This is a genomic window from Vibrio minamisatsumaniensis (assembly GCF_050337445.1).
GTDB lineage: Bacteria > Pseudomonadota > Gammaproteobacteria > Enterobacterales > Vibrionaceae > Vibrio > Vibrio artabrorum.
Genome location: NZ_JAKJSY010000009.1, coordinates 113,479 through 138,522 on the forward strand (window position 1 = coordinate 113,479; position 25,044 = coordinate 138,522).

Sequence of the window (25,044 nt, forward strand, 5' to 3'; positions counted from 1 at the left end):
AGAGCACAGATGACTAAGACCGCAGATGACAACATAATCGTTGGTCTTGATATAGGCACTGCGACCATATCCGCTCTGGTTGGTGAAATATTGCCTGATGGTCAAATCAATATCATTGGTTCAGGGCAAAGCCCATCCAGAGGTATGGATAAAGGTGGTGTAAACGACCTAGAGTCGGTAGTTAAGTCGGTTCAGAGAGCGATTGATCAAGCTGAGTTGATGGCGGAATGCCGGATCAGCAATGTTTTTATCTCGCTATCGGGCAAACATATCGCAAGCCGAATTGAAAAAGGCATGGGCACTATTTCAGATGAAGAAGTGTCCCAAGACGACATGGATCGAGCGATTCATACCGCGAAATCAATTAAAATAGGTGATGAGCAGAGAATTCTGCACGTGATTCCGCAAGAATTTACCATTGATTACCAAGAGGGAATTAAGAATCCGCTTGGTTTATCGGGTGTTCGAATGGAAGTGAGCGTTCATCTGATTTCTTGTCATAGCGATATGGCGAGAAATATTATTAAAGCTGTCGAGCGATGTGGTCTCACAGTCGAACAAATCGTATTCTCAGGACTTGCCTCAAGTAATGCGGTAATTACTGAAGACGAGCGGGAGCTTGGAGTGTGTGTGGTCGATATTGGTGCCGGTACCATGGATATTTCCATTTGGACTGGCGGCGCTCTTCGACACACAGAAGTCTTTTCCTACGCAGGAAATGCGGTAACCAGTGATATTGCCTTCGCTTTCGGTACACCTGTGAGTGATGCTGAAGAGATAAAAGTAAGCCATGGTTGCGCTTTGAGTGAACTCGTAAGTAAGGACGATTCAGTGAATGTCCCAAGTGTTGGTGGTCGCCCATCGAGAAGTTTGCAACGACAAACGTTATCGGAAGTGATTGAACCACGTTACACTGAACTTATGGGGCTTGTTAACCAAACTATTGATACGGTTCAATTACAGCTACGCGATGAAGGTATTAAACACCACCTTGCAGCTGGTGTGGTTCTGACTGGTGGAGCGGCACAAATTGACGGGTTGGTAGAGTGTGCGGAACGCGTATTCCGCAATCAAGTTCGAGTTGGTAAGCCATTAGAAGTTAGTGGCTTAACTGACTATGTTAAAGAGCCGTATCATTCTACGGCGGTTGGTTTACTTCATTACGCAAGAGATTGCCAGATAAGTGATGAAGGTGATTACAGTGAACCTAAGCGTTCAGCACCTTCTATGTCTTCTATGTCAGGCTTATTTGGTAAATTGCGTAATTGGATACAAAAAGAGTTTTAACCTGAGTTGCAGGAAAAAACGGAGATAACACATGTTTGAACCGATGATGGAAATGTCTGACGATGCTGTAATCAAAGTCGTTGGAGTTGGTGGCGGTGGCGGCAACGCTGTTGAGCACATGGTACGTGAATCAATCGAAGGTGTAGAATTCATCAGTGTTAACACTGATGCACAAGCACTTCGTAAAACGAGCGTGAGCAGCGTGATCCAAATTGGTGGTGATATCACTAAAGGTTTGGGCGCTGGTGCAAACCCACAAGTAGGCCGTGATGCAGCTCTCGAAGATCGAGACAGAATTAAAGAAGTTCTAACGGGTGCCGATATGGTCTTTATCGCAGCCGGTATGGGCGGTGGTACCGGTACAGGTGCTGCTCCCGTTATTGCTGAAGTGGCGAAAGAGCTGGGCGTGTTAACGGTTGCTGTTGTCACAAAGCCCTTTAGCTTTGAAGGCAAAAAGCGTTTAGCGTTTGCTGAGCAAGGCATTGAAGAGCTTTCTAAACATGTGGATTCTTTAATTACGATTCCAAATGAGAAGCTACTCAAAGTGCTTGGCCGCGGCGTAACGCTACTCGAAGCTTTCGCAAGTGCAAACGATGTACTTAAAAATGCGGTACAAGGTATTGCTGAGCTCATTACTCGCCCTGGTATGATTAACGTCGATTTCGCGGATGTTCGCACCGTAATGTCGGAAATGGGTCATGCAATGATGGGTAGCGGTATCGCAAAAGGTGAAGACCGTGCTGAAGAAGCGGCTGAAACGGCAATTTCTAGCCCACTACTCGAAGACATCGACCTCGCGGGTGCGCGTGGTGTTCTTGTGAACATCACAGCTGGCTTAGATATGCGTCTAGATGAATTTGAAACAGTCGGTAATACAGTTAAGGCATTCGCATCTGATAACGCAACCGTGGTGATTGGTACTTCTCTAGACCCTGATATGACGGATGAAATTCGTGTGACTGTTGTAGCAACAGGCATCGGTACTGAGAAAAAACCAGACATTACATTAGTTGCTGGTGGCAAAGCTAAGGTTTCACCAACGCCTCAACCGCAGGTCGCAGCTCAAACTGCAGCAAAAGTGGAAGATAAAGTGGCACAGCCATTGCAGGAAAAAACTGAAGTGAAACCTCAAGTTAAGCCGCAATCAAAGACGTCAACAGTTTCTTCAGGAACAGGCGCTAGCCAGAGTGCGGCACCTAAAGCTGAAAAAGAGAGTGGATACTTAGATATTCCAGCGTTCTTGCGACGTCAGGCTGACTAGTCAATACTCAAAATTTGACTATCGTCGAATTAATGATAAAATTCACGGTCGGTAGATGCTGGCCGTGATTTGTAGCACTGATAAGAGGTAAGTAGATGATTAGACAACGTACTCTCAAAGAGATCGTGAAAACAACTGGTGTGGGTCTCCACTCTGGTCGTAAAGTCACACTTACTCTTCGTCCGGCAGCTGCAAATACAGGTATTGTTTATCGTCGTACTGATGTCAATCCGCCTGTCGATTTTCCAGCTGACCCTGCGTCAGTTCGTGACACGATGCTATGTACTGCTCTTGTTAACGACGAAGGTGTGCGTATTTCGACAGTGGAACACCTTAACGCAGCTTTAGCGGGTATGGGCATCGACAACATCATTATTGAAGTCGATGCACCTGAGATCCCAATTATGGATGGTAGCGCAAGCCCATTTGTATACTTGCTACAGCAAGCGGGTGTCGAAACACTGAATGCAGCGAAGCGTTTTATTCGAATCAAGAAACCCGTTCGTTTTGAGGATGGCGATAAATGGGCAGAATTTGTACCATTTGACGGCTTCCGAATGGATTTTGAAATCGAATTCAATCACCCTGCGATTGAATCCGATGAGCAACGTTTGTTATTTGATTTCTCATCACAAGGTTTTGTAAAACAGATTTCTCGCGCTCGTACTTTCGGCTTCATGCGTGATATTGAGTACCTGCAATCACAAAATTTGTGTTTGGGTGGTAGCTTTGATTGTGCCATCGTACTGGATGAATACCGCATTCTTAATGAAGAAGGTCTTCGTTTCGAGAATGAGTTTGTCACTCATAAAGTACTCGACGCGATTGGCGACCTTTATATGTGTGGACACGCTATTATTGGTGAGTTCCGCGCATACAAATCAGGTCACGGTCTAAATAATCAACTTTTACGTGCAGTGCTTGCTGACGCAGAAGCTTGGGAATGGGCTACATTTGAAGAAGAAGTCGGTTCTCCAGTGGCTTTCGCAGAGCCGGGTATGGTTCTAGCGTAATAAGTGGCTTATAACAATATAAGATTTCAAAAACCAGGTCATCGGCCTGGTTTTTTTGTGTCTATTTTCCAGATACAGTGTCGTTAACCTCCGGAAATTGCTGGCCAATGGGCTGCTGTTTGCTTAATCCAGCAGCAATTAGAAAGAAAAGTTCCAAGCACATCAAACAAATGGTGTTCTAAATGGTCGTTAGTGTGAAAATTACTTACACTAAGGGGCATTAATTTTAACTCAAGCCTTGAAAACTCTACGCTCAAGTACAATATCAAAGATACTAGATTTATCTCAGTATCCTTGGTTAGTAACTGAAGACTAGCTTATCGCTAGTAGAGACTGACGGCATTTAAAATAGATCGCGGACGATCTGAGAACGAAGAGATTCCAAGCACATGATTACTAAGCTGCTGACAAAGGTAATTGGCAGTCGCAATGACAGAACACTGCGCCGCCTTAGAAAAATTGTAAAAGAAATTAATAGCTACGAACCGTCATTAGAAGCTCTATCTGATGAAGAGTTAAAAGCAAAAACGGTTGAGTTTCGTGAGCGCTTAGATAAGGGAGAATCGTTAGACCAACTTCTACCAGAAGCATTTGCAACGGTACGAGAAGCGTCAAAACGTGTTTATGGTATGCGCCACTTCGACGTGCAATTGATTGGTGGCATGGTTTTAAATGCTGGCCAAATTGCAGAAATGCGTACTGGTGAAGGTAAAACTCTTACTGCAACTTTGCCTGCTTATCTTAATGCTTTACCAAGTAAAGGTGTTCATGTCGTAACGGTGAACGATTACTTAGCGAAGCGTGATGCGGAAACAAACCGCCCATTATTTGAATTCCTTGGTATGACGGTTGGCGTGAATGTGCCAAATATGGCTCCGCCAGAAAAGAAAGCGGCGTATCAAGCTGATATTTTATACGGGACTAACAACGAATTTGGTTTCGATTACCTACGTGACAACATGGCTTTTCGTGCTGAAGACCGAGTTCAGCGTGAGCGTTTTTTCGCTGTTGTCGATGAAGTTGACTCAATCCTAATCGATGAAGCTCGAACTCCGCTTGTTATTTCTGGACCGGCTGAAGATAGCTCAGATCTCTACACGCGTATTAATACGTTGATCCCTCACCTTGAGCGTCAAGATAAAGAAGATTCTGAAGAGTACCGTGGCGAAGGTCACTACACCATGGATGAAAAATCGAAACAAGTTCACCTGACTGAAAACGGTCAAGAATTTGTTGAAGAGTTGATGGTGAAAAATGGCTTGATGGAAGACGGAGACACGCTTTACTCTCCAACTAATATCAGTTTATTACACCACGTAAACGCGGCTCTTCGTGCGCATGTTCTGTTTGAGAAAAACGTTGATTACATTGTTACGGAAGACGGTGAAGTTGTTATTGTTGACGAACATACGGGTCGTACAATGCCGGGTCGTCGTTGGTCTGAAGGGTTACACCAAGCTGTTGAAGCGAAAGAAGGTGTGAAGATTCAGAATGAAAACCAGACGCTCGCATCAATTACATTCCAGAACTTCTTCCGCTTGTACGAAAAACTGTCTGGTATGACAGGTACTGCCGATACAGAAGCGTTCGAATTTCAGTCTATTTACGGCCTAGAAACGGTGGTTATCCCAACCAACAAACCTATGGTTCGTAACGATATGCCAGATGTGGTTTATCGTACCGAAGAAGACAAATTTAATGCGATCATTGAGGATATTAAAGATCGTGTAGCAGCGGGTCAGCCATCGCTGGTTGGTACTGTGTCTATTGAAAAATCTGAGCTTCTTTCAAATGCGCTGAAGAAAGCTAAGATTAAGCATAATGTTCTAAACGCCAAGTTTCACGAAATGGAAGCTGAGATCGTAGCGCAAGCGGGTACGCCTAGCGCGGTCACCATCGCAACTAACATGGCCGGTCGTGGTACCGATATCGTGCTAGGTGGTAGTTGGCAGGCACAAGTTGAGAAATTAGAAAACCCAACTCAAGAGCAGATCGACAAGATCAAATCGGATTGGAGAATCATCCACGATAAAGTGCTTGAGTCTGGAGGTCTGCACATCATCGGTACTGAGCGTCATGAATCTCGTCGTATCGATAATCAGCTACGTGGTCGTTCTGGTCGTCAAGGTGATGCGGGTTCTTCTCGTTTCTATCTATCGATGGAGGATTCTTTACTTCGTATCTTTACTTCTGATCGTATGGCAGGTCTTATTCAAAGTGGCATGGACGAAGGCGAAGCGATTGAGTCTAAAATGTTGTCCCGCTCCATTGAAAAAGCACAACGTAAAGTGGAAGGGCGTAACTTCGATATTCGTAAGCAGCTGCTTGAGTACGATGATGTTGCCAATGACCAACGTAAAGTCGTTTATGAGCTTCGTGATGAATTGATGAGTTCTGAAGATATCAGTGAAATGATCGAGCACAACCGTGAAGATGTGTTTACTTCGATCATTGATGAGTATATTGCACCGCAATCACTAGACGAAATGTGGGATATAGCCGGTCTACAAGAACGTTTGAAAAATGACTTCGATCTTGAGTTCGATATTCAAGGTTGGTTAGACGAAGATGATAAGCTCTACGAAGAAGCATTACGTGAACGTATCCTAGGTATGGCGGTTGATTCGTATAAACAGAAAGAAGAAGTGGTTGGTGCTCAAGTACTACGCAATTTCGAGAAGTCTGTGATGCTGCAAACGCTCGATACTCTTTGGAAAGAGCATCTGGCTGCAATGGATCACCTTCGCCAAGGTATTCATCTGCGTGGTTATGCTCAAAAGAACCCAAAACAAGAGTACAAACGTGAGTCATTTGAACTGTTTGAAGGTCTTTTAGAAGCTCTGAAATTAGACGTTATTACTATCCTTTCTAAAGTTCGCGTTCAGCAACAAGAAGAAGTGGAAAGGATGGAAGCTCAACGCCAAGCTCAAGCTGAAGAAGCGGCTCGTCGTGCACAAGCACAACATGCAAGCGCTGAAAATCAGTTAGGGAACAATGAAGCAAACACCGCCTCTCCACAAACGGTAGTACGTGAAGAGCGTAAAGTGGGCCGAAACGAACCATGTCCATGTGGAAGTGGCAAAAAATACAAACAGTGTCACGGTCAAATTAACTAATTGAACCGTTGTCAGAAATAAAAAGAGTCGCTTACGCGACTCTTTTTGTATGTAAATTTCATGGCTTACTTTGTTACGCAAGGAAGTCGTCATTCCCTATAGCGAGGAACGAGCGTAGTAGGGAATCTCGTTTAGTTAGGCTCATGTTGTTTTAGATCCCCAACTCAGTCGTTCCTCCTTCTTGAGGATGACGTATTAAGGAACACCATATGAAAAGAACCCATATTGTTGCGGGTATCATCTTTAACTCAGATAAGTCACAGGTATTCATCACTAAACGCCCGGACGACAAACACAAAGGCGGTTTCTGGGAATTCCCTGGTGGCAAGGTTGAAGTCGGCGAAACCATTGAACAAGCAATGACTCGTGAGCTTGATGAAGAGATTGGGATTAAGGTGACAGAGCAGTCTCTGTTTGAACATCTTGAATTTGATTACACCGATAAGTCGCTTAAGTTCGACTTCATCCTTGTGACCGACTTTGAGGAGCAACCTTATGGCAAAGAAGGTCAACAAGGTGAATGGGTAAGCCTAGAATCATTGAATCAATACACCTTTCCAGAGGCAAATGTGCCAATTTTAGAGCGAGTAATAAAAGAGTTTTCGTAATTGCTAGCCTGAGTTTGAGATTGTTGTTAGTTTAAAGAGATTAATCGATTGAACGTTGCTGCAAGAGATAAGTGGCAACGGTAACCAAAACAATGGAGATATTCGCAGTGGTAAGAATTGCAATTGCAGGAGCAGCGGGCCGCATGGGTCGCAACTTGGTGAAAGCCGCTCATCATAATTCAGAAGCAAGTGTTGGAGCTGGTTCAGAGCGTCCAGAGTCCTCTTTGGTCGGCGTAGATGTCGGTGAGTTATGCGGTGAAGGTCGTTTTGATGTTGTTCTCGTTGATGATTTATCGAAAGCCATCGAAGAGTTTGACGTGATCGTCGATTTTACTGCCCCTGTTAGCACATTAGCGAATATTGAACTTTGTAAACGTCACGGTAAAAAACTGATTATCGGTACGACGGGTTTCTCTGAAGAAGAGAAGCAGGTGATTGATGCTGCTTCAAAAGAGATGGCTATCGTAATGGCACCTAACTACAGCGTTGGCGTGAACCTGGTCTTTAAGCTGCTAGAGAAGGCCGCTAAAGTGATGGGCGACTATTGTGATGTCGAGATCGTTGAGGCTCATCACCGTCATAAAGTCGATGCACCGTCAGGCACTGCGATTGGTATGGGCGAAGCGATTGCGAGTGCGATGGGCAACGAGCTAAACGATGTCGCCGTATGGTCACGCGAAGGTATTACTGGCGAGCGTACTAAAGATGAGATTGGTTTCGCGACGATTCGTGCCGGTGACATTATTGGTGAACATACCGCTATGTTTGCTGATATCGGTGAGCGAGTGGAAATTACCCATAAAGCGACTGATCGAATGACCTTTGCTAATGGCGCAATCAAAGCCGCGGTTTGGTTAAATGATAAACCAGCAGGCTTTTATACCATGACGGATGTGCTTGGTTTGAATGACCTGTAAATAGATATTTATGCGCTGGCAATTGCCGGCGCTTTCTTTGTTTGGTGCCTTTTCCTTAGTAATCTCTTCTCTACGATCTTCCTTCTACTTTCTTTCTATCGCCTTTTTTTCTCTATTTCTATGTTGTTTATGTAGGGTTTGGTGTGTTTTTTATTTTAGATCTTTAAATTATCATGTTTTCTCTTGGTATTTATCGATTGCGTTTTGTTGCTGATATTTTTATCACTCTATAGTTGGCTAAAATGAGGGGTGAAAATGAGAAAATCGTAATATTCGAGCTAAATGAGCATAAAAGTTGAACTTTTGGCGCTTTGAGGAGGGAAATTGAATTAGTCCTTACAAATGTTTAATTTCTTTTGAGTTAAATGTTGACACGTATCACGCAGATCACTAAAATACCGCCAATTTGTCTAATTTCCATAAACACGCAGTTTTTGGTGTTACAGGAAGGTAGATTTGCAAATTAAATCAATTTTAATGCATTTTTATTTCTGGAGGTTGTCTTGAAGAAGTCAGCACTACTCGTCCTAGAAGATGGGACAGTATTTCACGGTGAAGCCATTGGCGCTGTAGGTTCTGCAGTTGGTGAAGTCGTTTTTAATACCTCGATGACGGGGTACCAAGAAATCCTCACTGATCCTTCCTATTCTCAACAAATCGTTACCCTTACTTACCCTCACATTGGCAATACCGGAACCAATTCCGAAGACGAAGAATCTTCTTCAATCCACGCTCAAGGCCTTGTGATTCGCGATCTCCCTCTCATCGCTTCTAACTTCCGTAATGAACAATCCCTCTCTGATTACCTTAAGTCGCAAAACGTTGTTGGTATCGCTGATATCGATACTCGTAAGCTGACGCGTATTCTGCGTGAAAAAGGCGCACAGAACGGCTGTATCGTAGCGGGCTCTTCAGTAAACGACGGGAACCTAGACGGAGCTTTGGCTCTAGCTAAAGCAAAAGAATTCCCTGGCCTGAAAGGTATGGACCTTGCGAAAGAAGTTACAACAAAAGAAGCGTATCAATGGAAACAAGGTTCGTGGACGCTTACGGGTGGACTTCCTGAAGCGAAAGCAGACTCAGAATTGCCATACCACGTTGTTGCTTATGACTTCGGTGCAAAACGAAACATCCTACGAATGCTTGTTGACCGCGGCTGCCGCCTAACGGTTGTTCCTGCTGAGACTTCAGCTGAAGAAGTGCTAGCTCTGAACCCGGACGGTGTTTTCCTTTCAAATGGCCCTGGCGACCCAGAACCATGTACTTACGCAATTGAAGCGACAAAAGTGTTCCTAGAAAAAGGCTTACCAATCTTCGGTATCTGTCTAGGTCACCAGATTCTTGCTCTTGCGTCAGGCGCTAAGACAGTGAAGATGAAGTTTGGTCACCACGGTGCAAACCACCCGGTTAAAGATTTAGATCGTGATGTTGTGATGATTACTTCGCAAAACCACGGCTTTGCTGCTGACGAAGAAACCCTGCCAGAGACACTACGTGCAACGCACAAATCACTATTTGATGGTTCTCTACAAGGTATTCACCGTACAGACAAACCAGCATTCAGCTTTCAAGGTCACCCTGAAGCAAGCCCAGGTCCAGAAGACGCAGCGCCGTTATTCGACCACTTTATTGAACTAATCAAACAGCACACAGCGTAATTCGGAGTAGTAGACAATGCCAAAACGTACTGACATTAAAAGTATTCTTATTCTAGGTGCTGGCCCGATCGTTATCGGCCAAGCATGTGAGTTCGATTACTCTGGTGCTCAAGCTTGTAAAGCGCTTCGCGAAGAAGGTTACCGAGTTATTCTTGTAAACTCGAACCCAGCGACCATCATGACTGACCCAGATATGGCCGATGCCACTTACATCGAGCCTATCCAATGGGAAGTGGTGCGTAACATCATCGCTAAAGAGAAGCCTGATGCCGTTCTACCTACTATGGGTGGCCAAACTGCATTGAACTGTGCTCTAGACCTAGAAAAGCACGGCGTTCTTGAAGAGTTCGGTGTTGAAATGATTGGTGCAACGGCTGACGCTATCGATAAAGCAGAAGACCGTTCACGCTTCGATAAAGCAATGAAAGCCATTGGCCTTGAGTGTCCAACTGCTGATACAGCGAAAACCATAGAAGAAGCTTACAAAGTTTTAGATATGGTTGGCTTCCCTTGTATCATTCGTCCATCGTTCACGATGGGTGGTACGGGTGGCGGTATCGCTTACAACAAAGAAGAATTTGAAGAAATCTGTCGTCGTGGTTTGGACTTATCTCCAACAAACGAACTTCTTATCGATGAATCACTTATCGGTTGGAAAGAGTACGAGATGGAAGTGGTTCGTGACAAAAACGACAACTGCATCATCGTATGTGCGATTGAAAACTTCGACCCAATGGGTATTCACACAGGTGACTCAATCACCGTGGCTCCAGCTCAAACGCTGACAGACAAAGAATACCAACTAATGCGTAACGCATCTCTAGCAGTACTGCGCGAGATTGGTGTTGAAACAGGTGGTTCAAACGTACAGTTTGGTATCAACCCGAAAGATGGCCGTATGGTTATCATCGAGATGAACCCACGTGTATCTCGCTCTTCTGCACTAGCATCTAAAGCAACAGGTTTCCCAATCGCTAAGATTGCAGCGAAACTGGCTGTTGGTTTCACGCTAGACGAGCTAATGAATGACATCACTGGCGGCGCAACACCAGCATCATTCGAACCAACAATCGACTACGTAGTTACTAAGATTCCTCGTTTTAACTTCGAGAAATTTGCCGGTGCTAACGACCGTCTAACGACGCAAATGAAGTCGGTTGGTGAAGTTATGGCTATCGGCCGTAACCAACAAGAATCTCTACAAAAAGCACTTCGCGGCCTAGAAGTTGGCGCGACTGGTTTTGACGAAATGGTCGACCTCGATGCACCAGACGCACTGACGAAAATTCGTCATGAGCTGAAAGAAGCTGGCGCAGAGCGTATTTGGTACATCGCTGATGCATTCCGTGCGGGTATGTCGGTAGATGGTGTATTCAACCTAACGCAAATCGACCGTTGGTTCCTCGTTCAAATCGAAGACATCGTTAAACTAGAGCAAGAACTTAAAGCGAAAGGCTTTGCTGGTCTAAATAAAGACGAGCTAAACAAGCTTAAGCGTAAAGGTTTTGCTGATGCGCGCCTATCTAAGATTCTAGGTGTAGCGGAAAGCGAAATCCGTCGTCTACGTGACCAATACGATATCCACCCGGTGTACAAGCGTGTAGATACATGTGCGGCTGAATTCTCTTCAGATACGGCTTACATGTACTCATCTTACGATGACGAGTGTGAAGCAAACCCAACAGACAAAGAAAAAATCATGATTCTAGGCGGCGGTCCAAACCGTATCGGCCAAGGTATTGAATTTGACTACTGTTGTGTACACGCATCACTCGCGCTACGTGAAGATGGCTACGAAACTATCATGGTTAACTGTAACCCTGAGACAGTTTCTACAGACTACGATACGTCTGACCGTCTGTACTTCGAACCCGTCACTCTGGAAGACGTACTCGCAATCGCTCGTGTTGAGAAGCCAAAAGGCGTTATCGTTCAGTACGGTGGTCAAACGCCACTTAAACTGGCTCGTGCTCTTGAAGCAGCTGGCGTACCAATCATCGGTACTAGCCCTGACGCAATCGACCGTGCAGAAGACCGTGAGCGTTTCCAAGTTGCTGTAGACCGTCTAGGCCTACTTCAGCCAGAAAACGCAACAGTAACAACCATGGAGCAAGCGGTAGAGAAATCTCGCGAAATCGGCTTCCCACTGGTTGTACGTCCTTCTTACGTACTGGGTGGTCGTGCGATGGAAATCGTATACGACGAGCAAGACCTACGTCGCTACTTCAACGAAGCAGTAAGCGTATCAAACGAATCTCCAGTACTACTTGATAGCTTCCTAGATGACGCTGTTGAAGTTGACGTAGATGCGATTTGTGACGGTGAGCGCGTGGTAATCGGCGGTATCATGGAGCACATCGAGCAAGCGGGTGTTCACTCCGGTGACTCAGCATGTTCGCTTCCTGCATACACGCTAAGCCAAGAAATCCAAGATGTAATGCGCGAGCAAGTTGAAAAGCTGGCGTTCGAGTTGGGTGTTCGTGGTCTGATGAACACGCAGTTTGCGGTTAAGAACAATGAAGTGTACCTAATCGAGGTTAACCCTCGTGCAGCACGTACGGTTCCATTTGTATCTAAAGCAACTGGCGCGCCAATCGCTAAGATTGCCGCTCGTGTCATGGCGGGTCAATCTCTAGAGTCTCAAGGCTTTACCAAAGAAATCATCCCACCTTACTATTCAGTGAAAGAAGTGGTACTTCCATTCAACAAGTTCCCTGGTGTTGACCCACTGTTAGGCCCAGAAATGCGCTCTACTGGTGAAGTTATGGGTGTTGGTGCGACGTTCGCAGAAGCATACTCTAAAGCTGAATTAGGTTGTGGTCACATCTACCCTGAAGGCGGTCGTGCGCTGCTTTCTGTTCGCGAAGGCGACAAAGAGCGTGTTGTTGACCTAGCATCTAAGTTATCTAAGCTTGGCTACCAGCTAGACGCAACGCACGGCACAGCAGTTATCCTTGGCGAAGCGGGCATCAACCCACGTCTAGTGAACAAGGTACACGAAGGTCGTCCTCACATTCTTGACCGTATCAAGAACAACGAGTACACCTACATTGTGAACACAGCTGCTGGTCGTCAAGCGATTGAAGATTCGAAAGTTCTTCGCCGTGGCGCACTGGCTGAGAAAGTGAACTACACGACGACGCTAAACGCTGCATTCGCGACTTGTATGGCGCACACTGCAGATGCGAAGACGTCAGTGACTTCAGTTCAAGAGCTGCACGCACAGGTTAAAGCTTCTCTAGCTTAATCGCCTCAAATGTATCGCTGTTAAGCGGATATCAATGCGCAAAGCCCACTCTTCGGAGTGGGCTTTTTTATGTCTGTTATTCGGCGGCAACTCAATGATGAATATTTGGAATAGGTTAGAATCTTGTGTTTCGTTATTGCTCGTCTGTCGTGAGTGGTAACTTGTCGCTACACAGGACTTAAAGGCGTTGGGTATATGGAAATTACATTGGAATTATTGGCAATTTTGTTTGTTGTCGCAACAGGGGCTGGTTTTATCGACGCGATGGCGGGTGGCGGTGGATTACTAACCCTACCGGCATTGTTAGCGGCAGGAGTACCACCAACGCAGGCACTAGCAACCAACAAACTCCAAAGTTCCTTTGGTAGCTTCTCTGCGAGTTGGTATTTCGTGCGCAACGGCATTGTGAGCATTAAAGAGATGCGTCTCGCTATCTTTTGTACTTTTATCGGTTCTGCGGTGGGGGCTGTATCAGTGCAGTACATTGATGCGAGCTTACTGACCAGTGTTATTCCGCTGCTGTTGATCGCCATCTCTCTCTACTTCCTATTAGCGCCACAAACCAAAGTAACTGAAGGTAAACAGAAAATCTCCGAGGCGATGTTTGCTCTGTGTATTGGTGGCGGTATTGGCTTCTACGATGGTTTCTTTGGACCAGGAACCGGTTCTATTTTTACGGTCTGTTTTGTCGTGATTGGTCACTTCTCGTTAGTTGATGCTACGGCGCGAACTAAGGTACTTAACTTCACCTCGAATATTGCCGCATTGACCTTCTTTATCTTAGCTGGCTTACCCATTTGGGAGTTGGGATTAGTGATGGCGGTCGGTGGCTTTATGGGCGCTCAGCTTGGCGCCAAAGTCGTGGTGACAAAAGGGCAAAAATGGATTCGCCCGCTTGTGATCGTGATGTCGATGCTCATGGCGTCTAAACTGCTTTGGGAACAGCATCAACAATGGATTCTATCAGTGTTTTAACTCGAGGAGACTGATAGCTATTTGGTCTCACACAGATATGAATCGGTCGAATCAAGCCAGCTAATTCGGTGAAACTATACAGATATTGAGGCTCAATATTGAGTGTTTTTACGATAGAGAGCGGGATTAACGCTGACCCAGTCCCGCCCAATGCAAGTTGCGCTGCTGCGGTATAGGCATCCATCTCCATCAAGGGTTTGATACCAAACTTCTCTAATACAGAAAGTTGATAAGAATTGGCAGGATTGGTCATGTCGTTAGTGATGACCATTGGAGGGAGCTCCGTTAGCGGCGACTTACTCACTATGTAAAACGGCTCATCAAACAGATGGAAGGTCATCAACCCATGATGCGGTGGCAGTAAGCCAGCACACAACCCCAAGGTCGCCTTGCCAGATTGCACTCGCTCTATGATTCTCGGCGTGTGGTTGGTGGTAATGGTGATGTATTTATCTTGCTGGATAAATTGGCCCATCATCTCACCTAAATAGCCGGCTATCAGAGACTTAGAGCTGTCTAATGTAATGAGAGTGGTATCTTCCAACTCTTGCTGTTCATAAATAAGCCCGCGAAGTTCATTGAATGTAGGGCCAATACTCTCGATTAATGCAATCGCATCTGGCGTGAGTTTTATCTGTCGGCCACTCGGTTCAATGAGCTTTTTACCTAGCTTCTTTTCTAAATTCGCAATCCGTTTGCTGACCGCTGATTGGCTGATATAAAGCAAACTGCCGGTGCGGCTCATGGTCTTTGCTTTGCTCAGCACCAATAGCGTTTCAATTCCTTCGAGTAACATTGAGTCATATTCATGAAAGTTGGGAATGATTGGATCAAGTTACCTGAAATTACAACTATTCTCTAGTCTCTTGCTCATTGATATTAACCCCGCGAGATGATGTGAGGTGTGCGTATTATTTGCTGACGGCAATCGAAAGTGACTTTCTATGCGTAGGAGATATCATCTTCGAGGCTCTGGAGAGCACGACTACGGAGAGACGATTTAAATGACCGATGAGGTGGAAATAAAGAAGGCTCCTTGCGGAGCCTTTTTCTATTTTATAACTCTGGCTTATTTGAGAGCGAAAGTCGGCAATGACAAGTGCCAGCGAATCGCGGCTAGCCTTATAAGCAGTGTTGTAAAGACGCCAGCTAAAAATGCGGTTTCTGAGTCGTGACCCATGCTGATTGCCATGGTATGAAAAGCACCGCCAATGATACAAGCGGTTGCGTAAACCTCGCTTCTTAGAATCATCGGAACTTCTCTTGCTAGAACATCACGGATAATCCCACCACCACAGCCGGTGATAACACCCATGATAATCGCGACTAATGCTGAGTCTTGATACATCAGAGCTTTTTCAACCCCGATTCCCACAAATACGGCTAAGCCTATCGCATCACAGACAGGTAATATCCACCATGCTAAACGTTTTGGTCGTCTCACAATCATCATGGTGAGTAAGCAAGTGATGAGAATGACCCAAAGGTAGGTTGTATTTGAGATCCAAAATACAGGCGTTGCACCTAATGCCATGTCACGAATCGTGCCACCACCAATAGCGGTTACGCTACCCAAAACAGCGACACCAAAGGGGTCCATCTTGAGGCGGCCGGCGACAAATACACCTGAAATAGCAAAGATGGCAGTGCCAAATAAATCGATAATATAAAGCAGCATGGAGTCCATGATACTGTGCTCTTATAGTTGAAATTTTAGGAATGGGTAAGTTGCGAATTGTACGAAAAAATTCGGCAAATAGTTAGCGATTTTGCCTCGCTCTATCGAAGAAATCGCACACTTGCTGAATCGCTTTTAATGTTCTCGTTGTTGGACGATTAATCCAGTCAGAGTTGAGTGACCAAATCTGATTTTGAGCCACTGCCGGGATTTCGTCTTTCCAAGTCTGCCACATCGTTCCATTCTCAATCGCATGCTGAGAAGTGAAGATCACTTGCGGTTTCTTTAGTACGACTTGCTCTATCCCGACTTGTGGGTAAGGGGAGGTACTGTCTTCAAACACATTGTGCCCCCCACAAAATTCAAAGACCTCACTTGGCCAGTTCCCTTGAGCAACGGTGATGATCGGTTTTTCACTCAGTTGATAAAAGTAGTTTACGGGCTGTGCATCTTTATACTTTAACCTCAATGCGTTGAGCTGTTTTCTGTATTGTTGAGCGTTGTTTTGGCCAACACTTGGATCGCTTGAATATTGGCTCAGTTGCTCAATATTGGTTGCGATACTGTCGAGGCTTTTCGTTTTGGAATAGTAGATGTTAAAACCAAACTGCTCTAGCTTCGCGAGTTCTCTTGGCGGGTTTCCGGCTGGCCAAGCGATAATAAGATCAGGTTGCAGCGTGATGATTTTTTCAACCTTGATGCCTTGATAATTAGCTACCTTTTCAAGTTTATCGGCTTGTTGTGGGTAATCACTTCGCTCACTTACCGCAACCAGTTGATCGCCTAAACCGGCGCTATACGCGAGTTCAGTCGCGTGAGGAGCAAGGCTTATCACGCGTTGAGCTGGTTGAATGTTCTTTGGCGTTTCAGCAAAGGATAAAGGCAGCCAAAAACTGGAAGACAATAAAGTAAGGCTGGTAATAAGTGCTGAAGGTTTCACTCTAAACCCCTTGGTGAATAAATAGTAAGGCTAGGCTTTGTAAGAAAATCCAGATAGCGATGCGACCAAACAGCAACTTCTGAACCTGAGATAAATGCAGCGCTGATGGGGCAACTCTCCCCCCTAATTTTGCACGAATGGCTTTGGTGTTGCCATAAATAGCAGGGCCGCCTAATGACAGTTCAAGTTTGTTACCGACAGCGGTAATCAACCACGCAGGGCCGGGTAGCGGCCAAGCACGACTTTGAATCAACATTGTCTTAAATGTGTACGTTGCTTTCTCACCACATACGATCATCAAAGCAAACAGACGCATCGGTATGAATTCGAGAATCGCGACGATCTTGACTGCCGTTGATCCAAATGGAGCAAATTGTTGACGACTTGGCGACCAAGCTCGCGCTAATTCGACCGTTAAGCGATACATTAAAGCGGCGATGCCCCCTCCTATAGCGTACCAGAACAACACACCAACTACGTTCCGGGCATAACCCATGATGATGGTTTCTGTCGCGGCTTTGCCAAGTCCTAGAGACGACAATGATTCGGTTTGACGATTGACGATGGGAGCCAGTAACAGGCGAGCCGTGGCTTTATCTTCTCGACTCAGTGCTTTAATCAGTTGATTCGCCAAATTTTCATTATTGCGCCAATCAATCGCGATCAATAACAGCGCTAATTCAAACAGTTGAGATTGCCAAACTAATGGTTTCAGTGCCAAAAGGACAATCAGAGCGGGCAATACCATTAATACCCAGGCTAATGCACCTGAAATTAAACTTTGGGAGTAATTTTGATTGGTATTCACCCTAGCGACCAAAAGCTCAGCAAATTTATGCCATAAAGTGGTAGGGTGAGCGGCATGGGGGATAGGCAAGATTAAATGAAAAAGCAGTGCTCCCCACATTACAAGGAGCACGCCATTTGCAAATACTTGATCAAACAGTGCTTGCATGTCTAGTTGCTTACTTTAGTAGGGCAACCATCTTGATCACCATTTCAGAAGAGCTCTGTGCGGCTAACGGTAGGAACTCTTCGAAGCTCATCGGAGACTCTTTGTCTGCAACATCAGAGATTGCACGCACCACCACGAATGGTACTTGGAATTGGTGACAAGCTTGAGCAATCGCAGAGGCTTCCATCTCTACAGCAACCACTGATGGGAAGTGCTTGCGGATGAACTCTTGGCGTTCTGCTGTGCAAACAAATGCGTCGCCAGTACAAATAAGACCGCGAACGGCATGCTTATCTTCCATTTGTGCGAGTGCTTGTTCAGCAACCGCCATCAGTTTGTCGTCAGCTTTGAACGCTGCAGGTTGACCTGCCATTTGGCCAATTTCGTAACCGAAAGCGGTAACGTCAGCATCGTGGTGGCGAACTTCAGTTGAGATCACCACATCGCCAAGGTTCAGTGTTGAATCAAAACCACCCGCAGAACCCGTGTTCAGAACGACATCTGGTTGGTATTCGCTGAGTAGGATTGAAGTGCCAACAGCTGCTGCTACTTTACCAATGCCTGATTGGAGCAAAACAACGTCAACACCATTTAGCTGACCAGAGAAAAAGGTACAACCGCCTTTATTAACTTCAGTAATGTCAGAAATTGCTGCTTTTAGGATCGCAACTTCTTGCTCCATTGCGCCAATGATGCCGATTTTCATGTGTAGTCTCTTAATAAATAATATTTAAACAGTAGAGCGAAATTGTAGCATGGATAAGAAGTGTCGAGCGACTGCCCAGAGACACTTCTCATCCGAATAGCCGCGATTTATCTGCGAATTCTATTCTCTATTTGATTAGGCCTTCGCTTTTCAAGCTAGCACGAAGTTGTTCAGCACGTTTTCGGTTTACGCCAAAATCAGAATAACCAGTGCGAGACTCCGAACGCACCATCAGTTTGCCATCCGTGATTTTAAGTTCTAAGTCATCGACAAAACGCATGATGCGAGAAGTACATTCAACACGCAGATAATCTTCTGTTTTACTCGCGGTTTTCGATCCCGGTAAGGTTAGCGCAACCTGCTCAATCGCATCTAAGTTCACTGAATCAGACAACTCAAACGCGGCCAAAGTATGCTGCTCACGGTCATCTTGAGTGGATACGCAGTTTGGTTTGTCTCCACAAGGTGATGAAGTTCTGTCTTTCATGTCCGTGATTCCTTGGCTGCAAGCGGTTAAAGTGAAAAGAGATAGCGAGAGGAGAGCGGCTTTTTTCATAGTGTTTCCTATGGCGTTGTTTTAATTGTAATTGTAGTTCTCGGTATTCGTTAATTTACGATTGTTTTACGTATTCTTTGTTATGCCGTTGGTAAAACGTATCGAACTTAAAAAAGGATCCATATACGGATCCTCTTTTTATAGTAACGGCTTGATTAATAGCGGAAACTTTAGATTAGTCACACTTCTAGGTAATCCAAGATGCCTTCTGCGGCTTTACGGCCTTCATCGATAGCGGTTACTACCAAGTCAGATCCTTGAACGGCATCGCCGCCCGCAAAGATCTTGCTGTTGGTGGTTTGGTATTGAAATTCTTGCTGGCCCGGAGCCTTGATGCGCCCCCATTGATCGAGTTCCACACCAAATGGTTCTAACCATTCCATCGCATGAGGTTGGAAACCAAATGCCATGATAACGGCATCTGCTTCAAGAACATGCTCACTGCCTGCGACAGGTTCTGGGCGACGACGACCTGCTTCATCGGGTTCACCTAGCGCCGTTTTCACCACTTTGACGCCAGTAACGTGACCTGATGAATCCGTTTCCAGTGCTAATGGTTGAAGGTTGAACATGAACTTCACGCCTTCTTCTTTCGCGTTCTTCACCTCACGACGAGAGCCTGGCATGTTTGCTTCATCTCGGCGATAAGCACAAACAACGTTAGCTGCGTGTTGACGAATCGAAGTTCGGACACAGTCCATCGCAGTATCACCACCACCAAGCACGACCACTTTTTTGCCCTTCATGTCGATAAATGGGGTTGGGTTATCCAGTTCCATGACCTTGTAAGTATTGGAAACAAGGAAGGGTAGAGCATCATAAACGCCCGGTGCTTCTTCGTTGTCTAACCCTGCACGCATGTTTTTGTAGGTGCCGACACCCAAGAAAACAGCATCATAATCATCGACCAGTTGTTGTAGTTGAACGTCTTTACCGACTTCGGTATTCATCTTAAATTCGACCCCCATTCCACTAAAGATACGGCGACGGTTTTCCATGATGCCTTTCTCTAGTTTGAATGATGGGATACCAAACGTGAGCAGACCACCGATCTCCGGATAGCGGTCAAATACCACGGCTTTCACACCATTTCGAACTAAGATATCAGCAGCAGCAAGACCGGCGGGGCCTGCGCCGATGATTGCGACCTTTTTGTCGGTCCATTCGACATGCGACATGTCTGGCTTCCAACCCATCTCAAACGCTTTGTCATTGATGTATTTTTCAATGTTGCCGATGGTGACTGCGCCGAAATCGTCGTTGAGGGTACAAGAACCTTCACACAGACGGTCTTGAGGACAAACTCGTCCACACACCTCAGGTAAGCTGTTGGTTTGGTGAGACAGTTCAGCCGCTTCGATAATGCGCCCTTCATTGGCAAGCTTGAGCCATTGAGGGATGTAGTTGTGGACTGGGCACTTCCATTCACAGTAAGGGTTACCACAATCTAAACAGCGGTCAGCTTGCGCCTTGGCTTGTTGTTTAGTGAAAGGTTCGTAGATCTCTACAAACTCAATCTTACGTATTTTGATTGGTTTCTTCGCTGGATCTACGCGATTCACATCAATAAATTGGTATACATTCTGGCTCATGATTGGCTCCTTCCAATTATTGTGCTTGAACACGAAGTTCAGCTGAGCTGCGGCTTTGGTGACCGAGCAAGGTGTTAAGATCTGCCGTCTTCGGCTTCACTAAGTAGAACTTCGGAATCCATTCATCAAAGTTCGCCAGAATCGCTTCAGCGTGTGCGGAGCCTGTTTCTTCTAAGTGCTCCGCAATCAAGCCGCGCAGATGTTCTTGGTGGATAAATAAGTCCGACAGAGAAAGTGCCTCGACCGATTCGTTGTTCACTCGGCCTTGGAAGTCTTCATTTTTATCCATCACATAAGCAAAACCACCTGTCATACCGGCGCCGAAGTTGACTCCGGTTGCGCCAAGAATCGCCACAATACCACCCGTCATATACTCACAAGCGTTATCACCCGCACCTTCAATCACAGCGACGGTGCCTGAGTTACGCACGCCAAATCGCTCGCCGGCAGTACCTGCTGCAAATAACTTGCCTCCGGTTGCGCCATACAAACAGGTGTTACCGATGATGGTCGCTTCGTTACAAACAAATGCAGTACCTTGGTGAGGCTTGATAACCACCTTACCGCCCGCCATGCCTTTGCCGACATAGTCATTAGCATCGCCTGTCAGATATAGCTCGACGCCACCCGCGTTCCAAACTGCAAAAGATTGGCCCGCTGTACCATCGAGGTACAACTTAATTGGTGAGCCCGCCATGCCTTGGTTACCGTAACGCTTCGCTATTTCACCAGAGATACGAGCACCAATCGAGCGATCGGTGTTGATTACGTTGTAGTAAAGGTTGGTGGACTGTCGTTTCTCAATCGCATCGAGTGCATCATCAAGGATTTGTTGGTTGAGCTGAGCCTTATCAAATGGTGCGTTTGGCTCGGTCCAAAACAGCGGGTGACCTTCTGGAGATACCGGAACTTCAAGTATTGAAGAGAGATCGAGTTTGCTCTGTTTCGCCGTGAGGCCTTGAACGGCTTCAAGTAGATCTGTGCGACCAATCAAGTCCGTGAGTTTTTCCACGCCAAGTTCTGCAAGGTATTGGCGTACTTCATCGGCTAGGCCAGTAAAGTAGTTGACCACCATGTCTGGCAGACCTTTGAAGTATTCGCGGCGTAGCGTTTCATCTTGAGTCGCCACACCCGTCGCACAGTTGTTTAGGTGACAAATTCGTAAGAACTTACAACCCATGGCGACCATTGGCGCGGTACCAAAACCAAAGCTTTCAGCACCGAGAATCGCGCCCTTGATAACATCAAGGCCAGTTTTTAAACCACCATCGACTTGCAAGCGGATCTTATGACGCAGGCCATTGGCAACCAATGCTTGTTGAGTTTCCGCTAAGCCAAGCTCCCAAGGACAACCTGCGTATTTTACTGAGGTCAGTGGGCTTGCCGCGGTGCCACCGTCGTAGCCTGAAATGGTGATCAGATCGGCATAGGCTTTTGCTACACCAGTTGCAATCGTACCGACACCCGGTTCGGATACTAACTTCACTGAAACCAAGGCTTTAGGGTTCACTTGCTTAAGGTCGAAAATCAGCTGCGCTAGATCTTCGATAGAATAAATATCGTGATGTGGAGGCGGGGAGATCAGTGTCACCCCTTGAACTGAATATCTCAGCTTAGCGATTTCTGCGGTGACTTTATGTCCCGGCAGTTGACCACCTTCGCCCGGCTTCGCACCTTGTGCTACTTTGATTTGTAAAACATCCGCATTGGTTAAGTAATGTGGCGTCACACCAAAACGACCGGAAGCGATCTGCTTGATACGGGAGTTACGATCAGTCCCAAAGCGTCGTGGATCTTCACCACCTTCACCAGAGTTGGAGTAACCACCCAAGCGGTTCATCGCTATGGCTAATGCTTCGTGCGCTTCTGGGCTCAACGCACCGATCGACATTGCCGCAGAATCGAAGCGTTTAAACAGATCGCTGTTAGGCTCGACTTGCTCGAGTGGTAGAGGTTGGTCGGCTTTTTTGAGGCTCATTAAGTCGCGTAACATCGCAGCGGGTCGAGCATTTACTTGCTTAGCAAAAGAGAGATAATCCGATGCTTCACCGGTTTTTACTGCAGTTTGCAGCGTCCCAACCACATCAGGGTTATAGGCGTGATATTCGCCGCCGTGTACATATTTGAGCAAACCACCGTGTTCGATCGGCTTGCGCTTAGTCCATGCCTTACGCGATAGGTTATAGATATCTTGTTGGAAATCACTAAAGCTAGCACCTTGGATTCGAGTGGTAACTCCGCGGAAACAGAGATCAACTATATCCGAATGTAGGCCAACAGCTTCGAAAAGCTGCGAACAGCGGTAAGAGGCAATAGTTGAAATACCCATCTTCGACATGATCTTATATAGACCTTTGTTGATGCCGTTTTGGTAATTTTGCATTGCGGTACGATAGTCTTTATCTAAAGACCCGTCATCCAACATTTTACCTAACGCTTCATAAGCGAGGTATGGGTAAACGGCGGTAGCTCCGAAGCCAATCAGCACGGCAAATTGGTGTGGATCGCGCGCAGTTGCGGTTTCAACCACGATGTTGGCGTCACAACGTAGGTTGTTGTCAGCAAGCCTGGTTTGCACCGCACCGACAGCCATCGCTGCTGGAACTGGCAGTTTGCCTTTTTCTAAACCTTTGTCTGAAAGCACAATCAGAACAGCACCATCACGCACTTCTTGAACCGCACGATCACACAAGTCATTGATGGCTTGTTCGAGATCTTGCTGAGCCGGATCGTAGTGTAGGCTTAGAAGCGCGTGGCCATAGTGTTTTTGATTTAACTGCAGAAGTTGCTGCATGTCAGAGTAGAGAAGAACGGGCGAATTAAATGTTACACGGTAGGCGTGGCCATCTGTTTCGCAGAATACATTCATCTCTTTACCGATACTGGTCGCTAAAGACATCACGTGTTTTTCACGCAATGGATCGATTGGCGGGTTGGTGACTTGTGCAAACTTCTGACGGAAATAATCAGTGATGAGACGCTCTTTAGAAGAGAGTACGGCCATTGGCGTATCATCGCCCATCGAGCCTACTGCCTCTTGCCCCATATCACCAAGTACTCGCAGCACTTGGTCTGATTCTTCGTTGCTCATCGCAAACTGTTTTTGGTAGGTTTTGAGCGTGTCATCGTCAAAGCTGCGCTTACCGACTTGCTCATCGGGCAGATCGGAAAACGGTGTGAGTTTGTGAACGTTCTTTTCCATCCACTCTTTATAAGGGTGGCGACCTTTGAGGTCATTGTCGATCTCGTTAGATTGCCACAGTTTGCCGCGGCGCGTATCAATAACGAGCAATTCACCTGGACCGACACGCCCCTTTTCAGCGACTTCATCTGGCGCGTAGTTCCATATACCCACTTCTGATGCCAAGGTGATCAAACTGTCTTTGGTGATCACATAACGTGCAGGGCGTAAGCCGTTTCTATCGAGGTTACATGCCGCGTAACGACCATCAGAAAGGACGATACCTGCGGGGCCATCCCACGGCTCCATATGCTTGGAGTTGAAGTCATAAAAGGCACGCAGATCGGGGTCCATATCTGGGTGATTTTGCCAAGCGGGCGGTACAAGCATACGCATCGCTCGGAAGATATCCATACCACCAGCAAGGAATAGATCGAGCATGTTATCTAGGCTTGATGAATCTGATCCTGTCTCATTCACAAAAGGTGCGGCCGTTTGTAAATCGGGCAGCAGAGGTGAAGAGAATTTATAGGCGCGAGCCTTAGCCCATTGACGGTTGCCTTCAATGGTATTGATCTCACCATTGTGCGCTAAATAGCGGAATGGCTGAGCCAGTGGCCAACGGGGCTGAGTATTGGTTGAGAAGCGCTGGTGGAACAGACATATCGCCGATTCCATGCGTAAGTCAGCAAGATCGAGGTAAAATCGCGGAAGATCGGCCGGCATACACAGACCTTTGTAAACCATGACTTGTGTCGAAAGGCTACAAATATAGAAATCTTTGTCTTCGGTGAGCTGCTTTTCAATTCTACGACGAGCAATGTATAGACGTCGTTCAATATCGCGTTCACGCCAACCCGCAGGAGCTGAGATAAAGACTTGCTGAATATTGGGAACTGAATCTTTGGCGATCGGACCTAATACGTCTGTGTTGGTTGGTACAACGCGCCAACCTGCAACCGTTAACGTTTCTTGAGCGAGCTCTTTATTGACGATGTCTTGCGCGGTTTGCGCTTTGATTGGATCTTGGCTGAAGAAAATCATGCCGACAGCGTATTGCTTGCCGAGCTTGAAGTTATTCTCTTCTGCAATAATTCTGAGATAAGAGTCTGGTTTCTGTAGCAATAAGCCACAGCCATCTCCTGTTTTACCATCCGCAGCAATACCACCACGGTGTGTCATACGATCGAGGGCTGAAATAGCCGTTCGTACCAACTTATGACTCGGTTGGCCTTCCATTTGCGCTATTAAACCAAATCCACAGTTGTCTTTTTCAAGACTAGGATCATATAGAGCCATTGCAATTCTCCCTTTTGCTTCTCTGTCATCCAGACAGTAAATGACCAACTATTCA

At 46.2% G+C, this 25,044-nt stretch carries 17 protein-coding genes; 9 read left to right on the forward strand and 8 right to left on the reverse strand.

Features of this window, described 5'->3' with window-relative positions; all coding sequences use genetic code 11:
- The first annotated feature begins 9 nt into the window (after window positions 1-9).
- The 9 genes from ftsA (at window position 10) to L4B77_RS01505 (ending at window position 14,082) form a co-directional block, all read left to right on the forward strand.
- Window positions 10-1,287, forward strand: coding sequence for a cell division protein FtsA (gene ftsA / locus L4B77_RS01465; RefSeq protein ID WP_261838857.1), 1,278 nt, complete (start codon window positions 10-12; stop codon window positions 1,285-1,287).
- Between the two features lie 31 nt (window positions 1,288-1,318).
- Window positions 1,319-2,548, forward strand: a complete 1,230-nt coding sequence (gene ftsZ, locus L4B77_RS01470; protein WP_429748197.1) for a cell division protein FtsZ — start codon at window positions 1,319-1,321, stop codon at window positions 2,546-2,548.
- A gap of 95 nt (window positions 2,549-2,643) precedes the next feature.
- Window positions 2,644-3,561 carry a UDP-3-O-acyl-N-acetylglucosamine deacetylase gene (gene lpxC, locus L4B77_RS01475; RefSeq protein ID WP_261838859.1) on the forward strand — a complete coding sequence of 306 codons (918 nt, stop codon included), beginning with the start codon at window positions 2,644-2,646 and terminating at the stop codon, window positions 3,559-3,561.
- Between the two features lie 389 nt (window positions 3,562-3,950).
- The gene (gene secA / locus L4B77_RS01480; RefSeq protein WP_429748198.1) at window positions 3,951-6,677 is read left to right on the forward strand and encodes a preprotein translocase subunit SecA; all 2,727 of its coding nucleotides are present in this window, start codon (window positions 3,951-3,953) and stop codon (window positions 6,675-6,677) included.
- A 209-nt stretch (window positions 6,678-6,886) separates the two neighbouring features.
- Window positions 6,887-7,285, forward strand: coding sequence for an 8-oxo-dGTP diphosphatase MutT (mutT, locus tag L4B77_RS01485; RefSeq protein ID WP_261838861.1), 399 nt, complete (start codon window positions 6,887-6,889; stop codon window positions 7,283-7,285).
- Window positions 7,286-7,377: 92 nt separating this feature from the next.
- Window positions 7,378-8,202, forward strand: a complete 825-nt coding sequence (gene dapB, locus L4B77_RS01490; protein WP_261839673.1) for a 4-hydroxy-tetrahydrodipicolinate reductase — start codon at window positions 7,378-7,380, stop codon at window positions 8,200-8,202.
- A 503-nt stretch (window positions 8,203-8,705) separates the two neighbouring features.
- Window positions 8,706-9,860 (forward strand): glutamine-hydrolyzing carbamoyl-phosphate synthase small subunit, encoded by a 1,155-nt coding sequence (gene carA, locus L4B77_RS01495; protein WP_429748199.1) that lies wholly within the window; start codon window positions 8,706-8,708, stop codon window positions 9,858-9,860.
- Window positions 9,861-9,876: 16 nt separating this feature from the next.
- Window positions 9,877-13,107 carry a carbamoyl-phosphate synthase large subunit gene (carB, locus tag L4B77_RS01500; protein WP_429748200.1) on the forward strand — a complete coding sequence of 1,077 codons (3,231 nt, stop codon included), beginning with the start codon at window positions 9,877-9,879 and terminating at the stop codon, window positions 13,105-13,107.
- Window positions 13,108-13,302: 195 nt separating this feature from the next.
- Window positions 13,303-14,082: a TSUP family transporter gene (locus tag L4B77_RS01505; protein WP_261838863.1), complete on the forward strand. Its 780-nt coding sequence runs from the start codon at window positions 13,303-13,305 to the stop codon at window positions 14,080-14,082.
- Here L4B77_RS01505 and L4B77_RS01510 read toward each other — a convergent pair.
- The 8 genes from L4B77_RS01510 to gltB all read right to left on the reverse strand — a co-directional run bounded on the left by L4B77_RS01510 (window position 14,033) and on the right by gltB (window position 24,989).
- Entirely contained in the window at window positions 14,033-14,878 is an 846-nt protein-coding gene (locus tag L4B77_RS01510) for a LysR family transcriptional regulator (RefSeq protein ID WP_261838864.1), read from the reverse strand. The genes L4B77_RS01505 and L4B77_RS01510 overlap by 50 nt on opposite strands.
- A gap of 273 nt (window positions 14,879-15,151) precedes the next feature.
- Window positions 15,152-15,769 (reverse strand): TRIC cation channel family protein, encoded by a 618-nt coding sequence (locus L4B77_RS01515; RefSeq protein WP_261838865.1) that lies wholly within the window; start codon window positions 15,767-15,769, stop codon window positions 15,152-15,154.
- A 73-nt stretch (window positions 15,770-15,842) separates the two neighbouring features.
- A complete protein-coding gene (gene btuF / locus L4B77_RS01520) occupies window positions 15,843-16,700 on the reverse strand; it encodes a vitamin B12 ABC transporter substrate-binding protein BtuF (protein ID WP_429748201.1) in 858 nt (285 codons plus the stop codon).
- 1 nt (window position 16,701) lies between these two features.
- Entirely contained in the window at window positions 16,702-17,655 is a 954-nt protein-coding gene (locus tag L4B77_RS01525) for a cobalamin biosynthesis family protein (protein WP_261838867.1), read from the reverse strand.
- Between the two features lie 10 nt (window positions 17,656-17,665).
- Window positions 17,666-18,361, reverse strand: coding sequence for a 5'-methylthioadenosine/S-adenosylhomocysteine nucleosidase (gene mtnN, locus L4B77_RS01530; protein ID WP_012603226.1), 696 nt, complete (start codon window positions 18,359-18,361; stop codon window positions 17,666-17,668).
- Window positions 18,362-18,488: 127 nt separating this feature from the next.
- On the reverse strand, window positions 18,489-18,917 hold the full coding sequence (locus L4B77_RS01535) for a DUF1499 domain-containing protein (protein ID WP_429748202.1): 429 nt from the start codon (window positions 18,915-18,917) through the stop codon (window positions 18,489-18,491).
- A gap of 179 nt (window positions 18,918-19,096) precedes the next feature.
- On the reverse strand, window positions 19,097-20,509 hold the full coding sequence (locus tag L4B77_RS01540) for an FAD-dependent oxidoreductase (protein ID WP_429748203.1): 1,413 nt from the start codon (window positions 20,507-20,509) through the stop codon (window positions 19,097-19,099).
- Window positions 20,510-20,525: 16 nt separating this feature from the next.
- A complete protein-coding gene (gene gltB, locus L4B77_RS01545) occupies window positions 20,526-24,989 on the reverse strand; it encodes a glutamate synthase large subunit (protein WP_429748204.1) in 4,464 nt (1,487 codons plus the stop codon).
- Window positions 24,990-25,044 lie beyond the last annotated feature (55 nt).

Excerpts from the sequence above, each read along its gene's own strand:
- ftsA (WP_261838857.1), top strand. The coding sequence starts at position 10 with ATGACTAAGACCGCAGATGACAACATAATCGTTGGTCTTGATATAGGC.
- ftsZ (WP_429748197.1), top strand. The coding sequence starts at position 1,319 with ATGTTTGAACCGATGATGGAAATGTCTGACGATGCTGTAATCAAAGTC.
- lpxC (WP_261838859.1), top strand. The coding sequence starts at position 2,644 with ATGATTAGACAACGTACTCTCAAAGAGATCGTGAAAACAACTGGTGTG.
- secA (WP_429748198.1), top strand. The coding sequence starts at position 3,951 with ATGATTACTAAGCTGCTGACAAAGGTAATTGGCAGTCGCAATGACAGA.
- mutT (WP_261838861.1), top strand. The coding sequence starts at position 6,887 with ATGAAAAGAACCCATATTGTTGCGGGTATCATCTTTAACTCAGATAAG.
- dapB (WP_261839673.1), top strand. The coding sequence starts at position 7,378 with ATGGAGATATTCGCAGTGGTAAGAATTGCAATTGCAGGAGCAGCGGGC.
- carB (WP_429748200.1), top strand. The coding sequence starts at position 9,877 with ATGCCAAAACGTACTGACATTAAAAGTATTCTTATTCTAGGTGCTGGC.
- L4B77_RS01505 (WP_261838863.1), top strand. The coding sequence starts at position 13,303 with ATGGAAATTACATTGGAATTATTGGCAATTTTGTTTGTTGTCGCAACA.
- L4B77_RS01510 (WP_261838864.1), bottom strand. The coding sequence starts at position 14,878 with ATGTTACTCGAAGGAATTGAAACGCTATTGGTGCTGAGCAAAGCAAAG.
- L4B77_RS01515 (WP_261838865.1), bottom strand. The coding sequence starts at position 15,769 with ATGGACTCCATGCTGCTTTATATTATCGATTTATTTGGCACTGCCATC.
- L4B77_RS01525 (WP_261838867.1), bottom strand. The coding sequence starts at position 17,655 with ATGCAAGCACTGTTTGATCAAGTATTTGCAAATGGCGTGCTCCTTGTA.
- mtnN (WP_012603226.1), bottom strand. The coding sequence starts at position 18,361 with ATGAAAATCGGCATCATTGGCGCAATGGAGCAAGAAGTTGCGATCCTA.
- L4B77_RS01535 (WP_429748202.1), bottom strand. The coding sequence starts at position 18,917 with ATGAAAAAAGCCGCTCTCCTCTCGCTATCTCTTTTCACTTTAACCGCT.
- L4B77_RS01540 (WP_429748203.1), bottom strand. The coding sequence starts at position 20,509 with ATGAGCCAGAATGTATACCAATTTATTGATGTGAATCGCGTAGATCCA.
- gltB (WP_429748204.1), bottom strand. The coding sequence starts at position 24,989 with ATGGCTCTATATGATCCTAGTCTTGAAAAAGACAACTGTGGATTTGGT.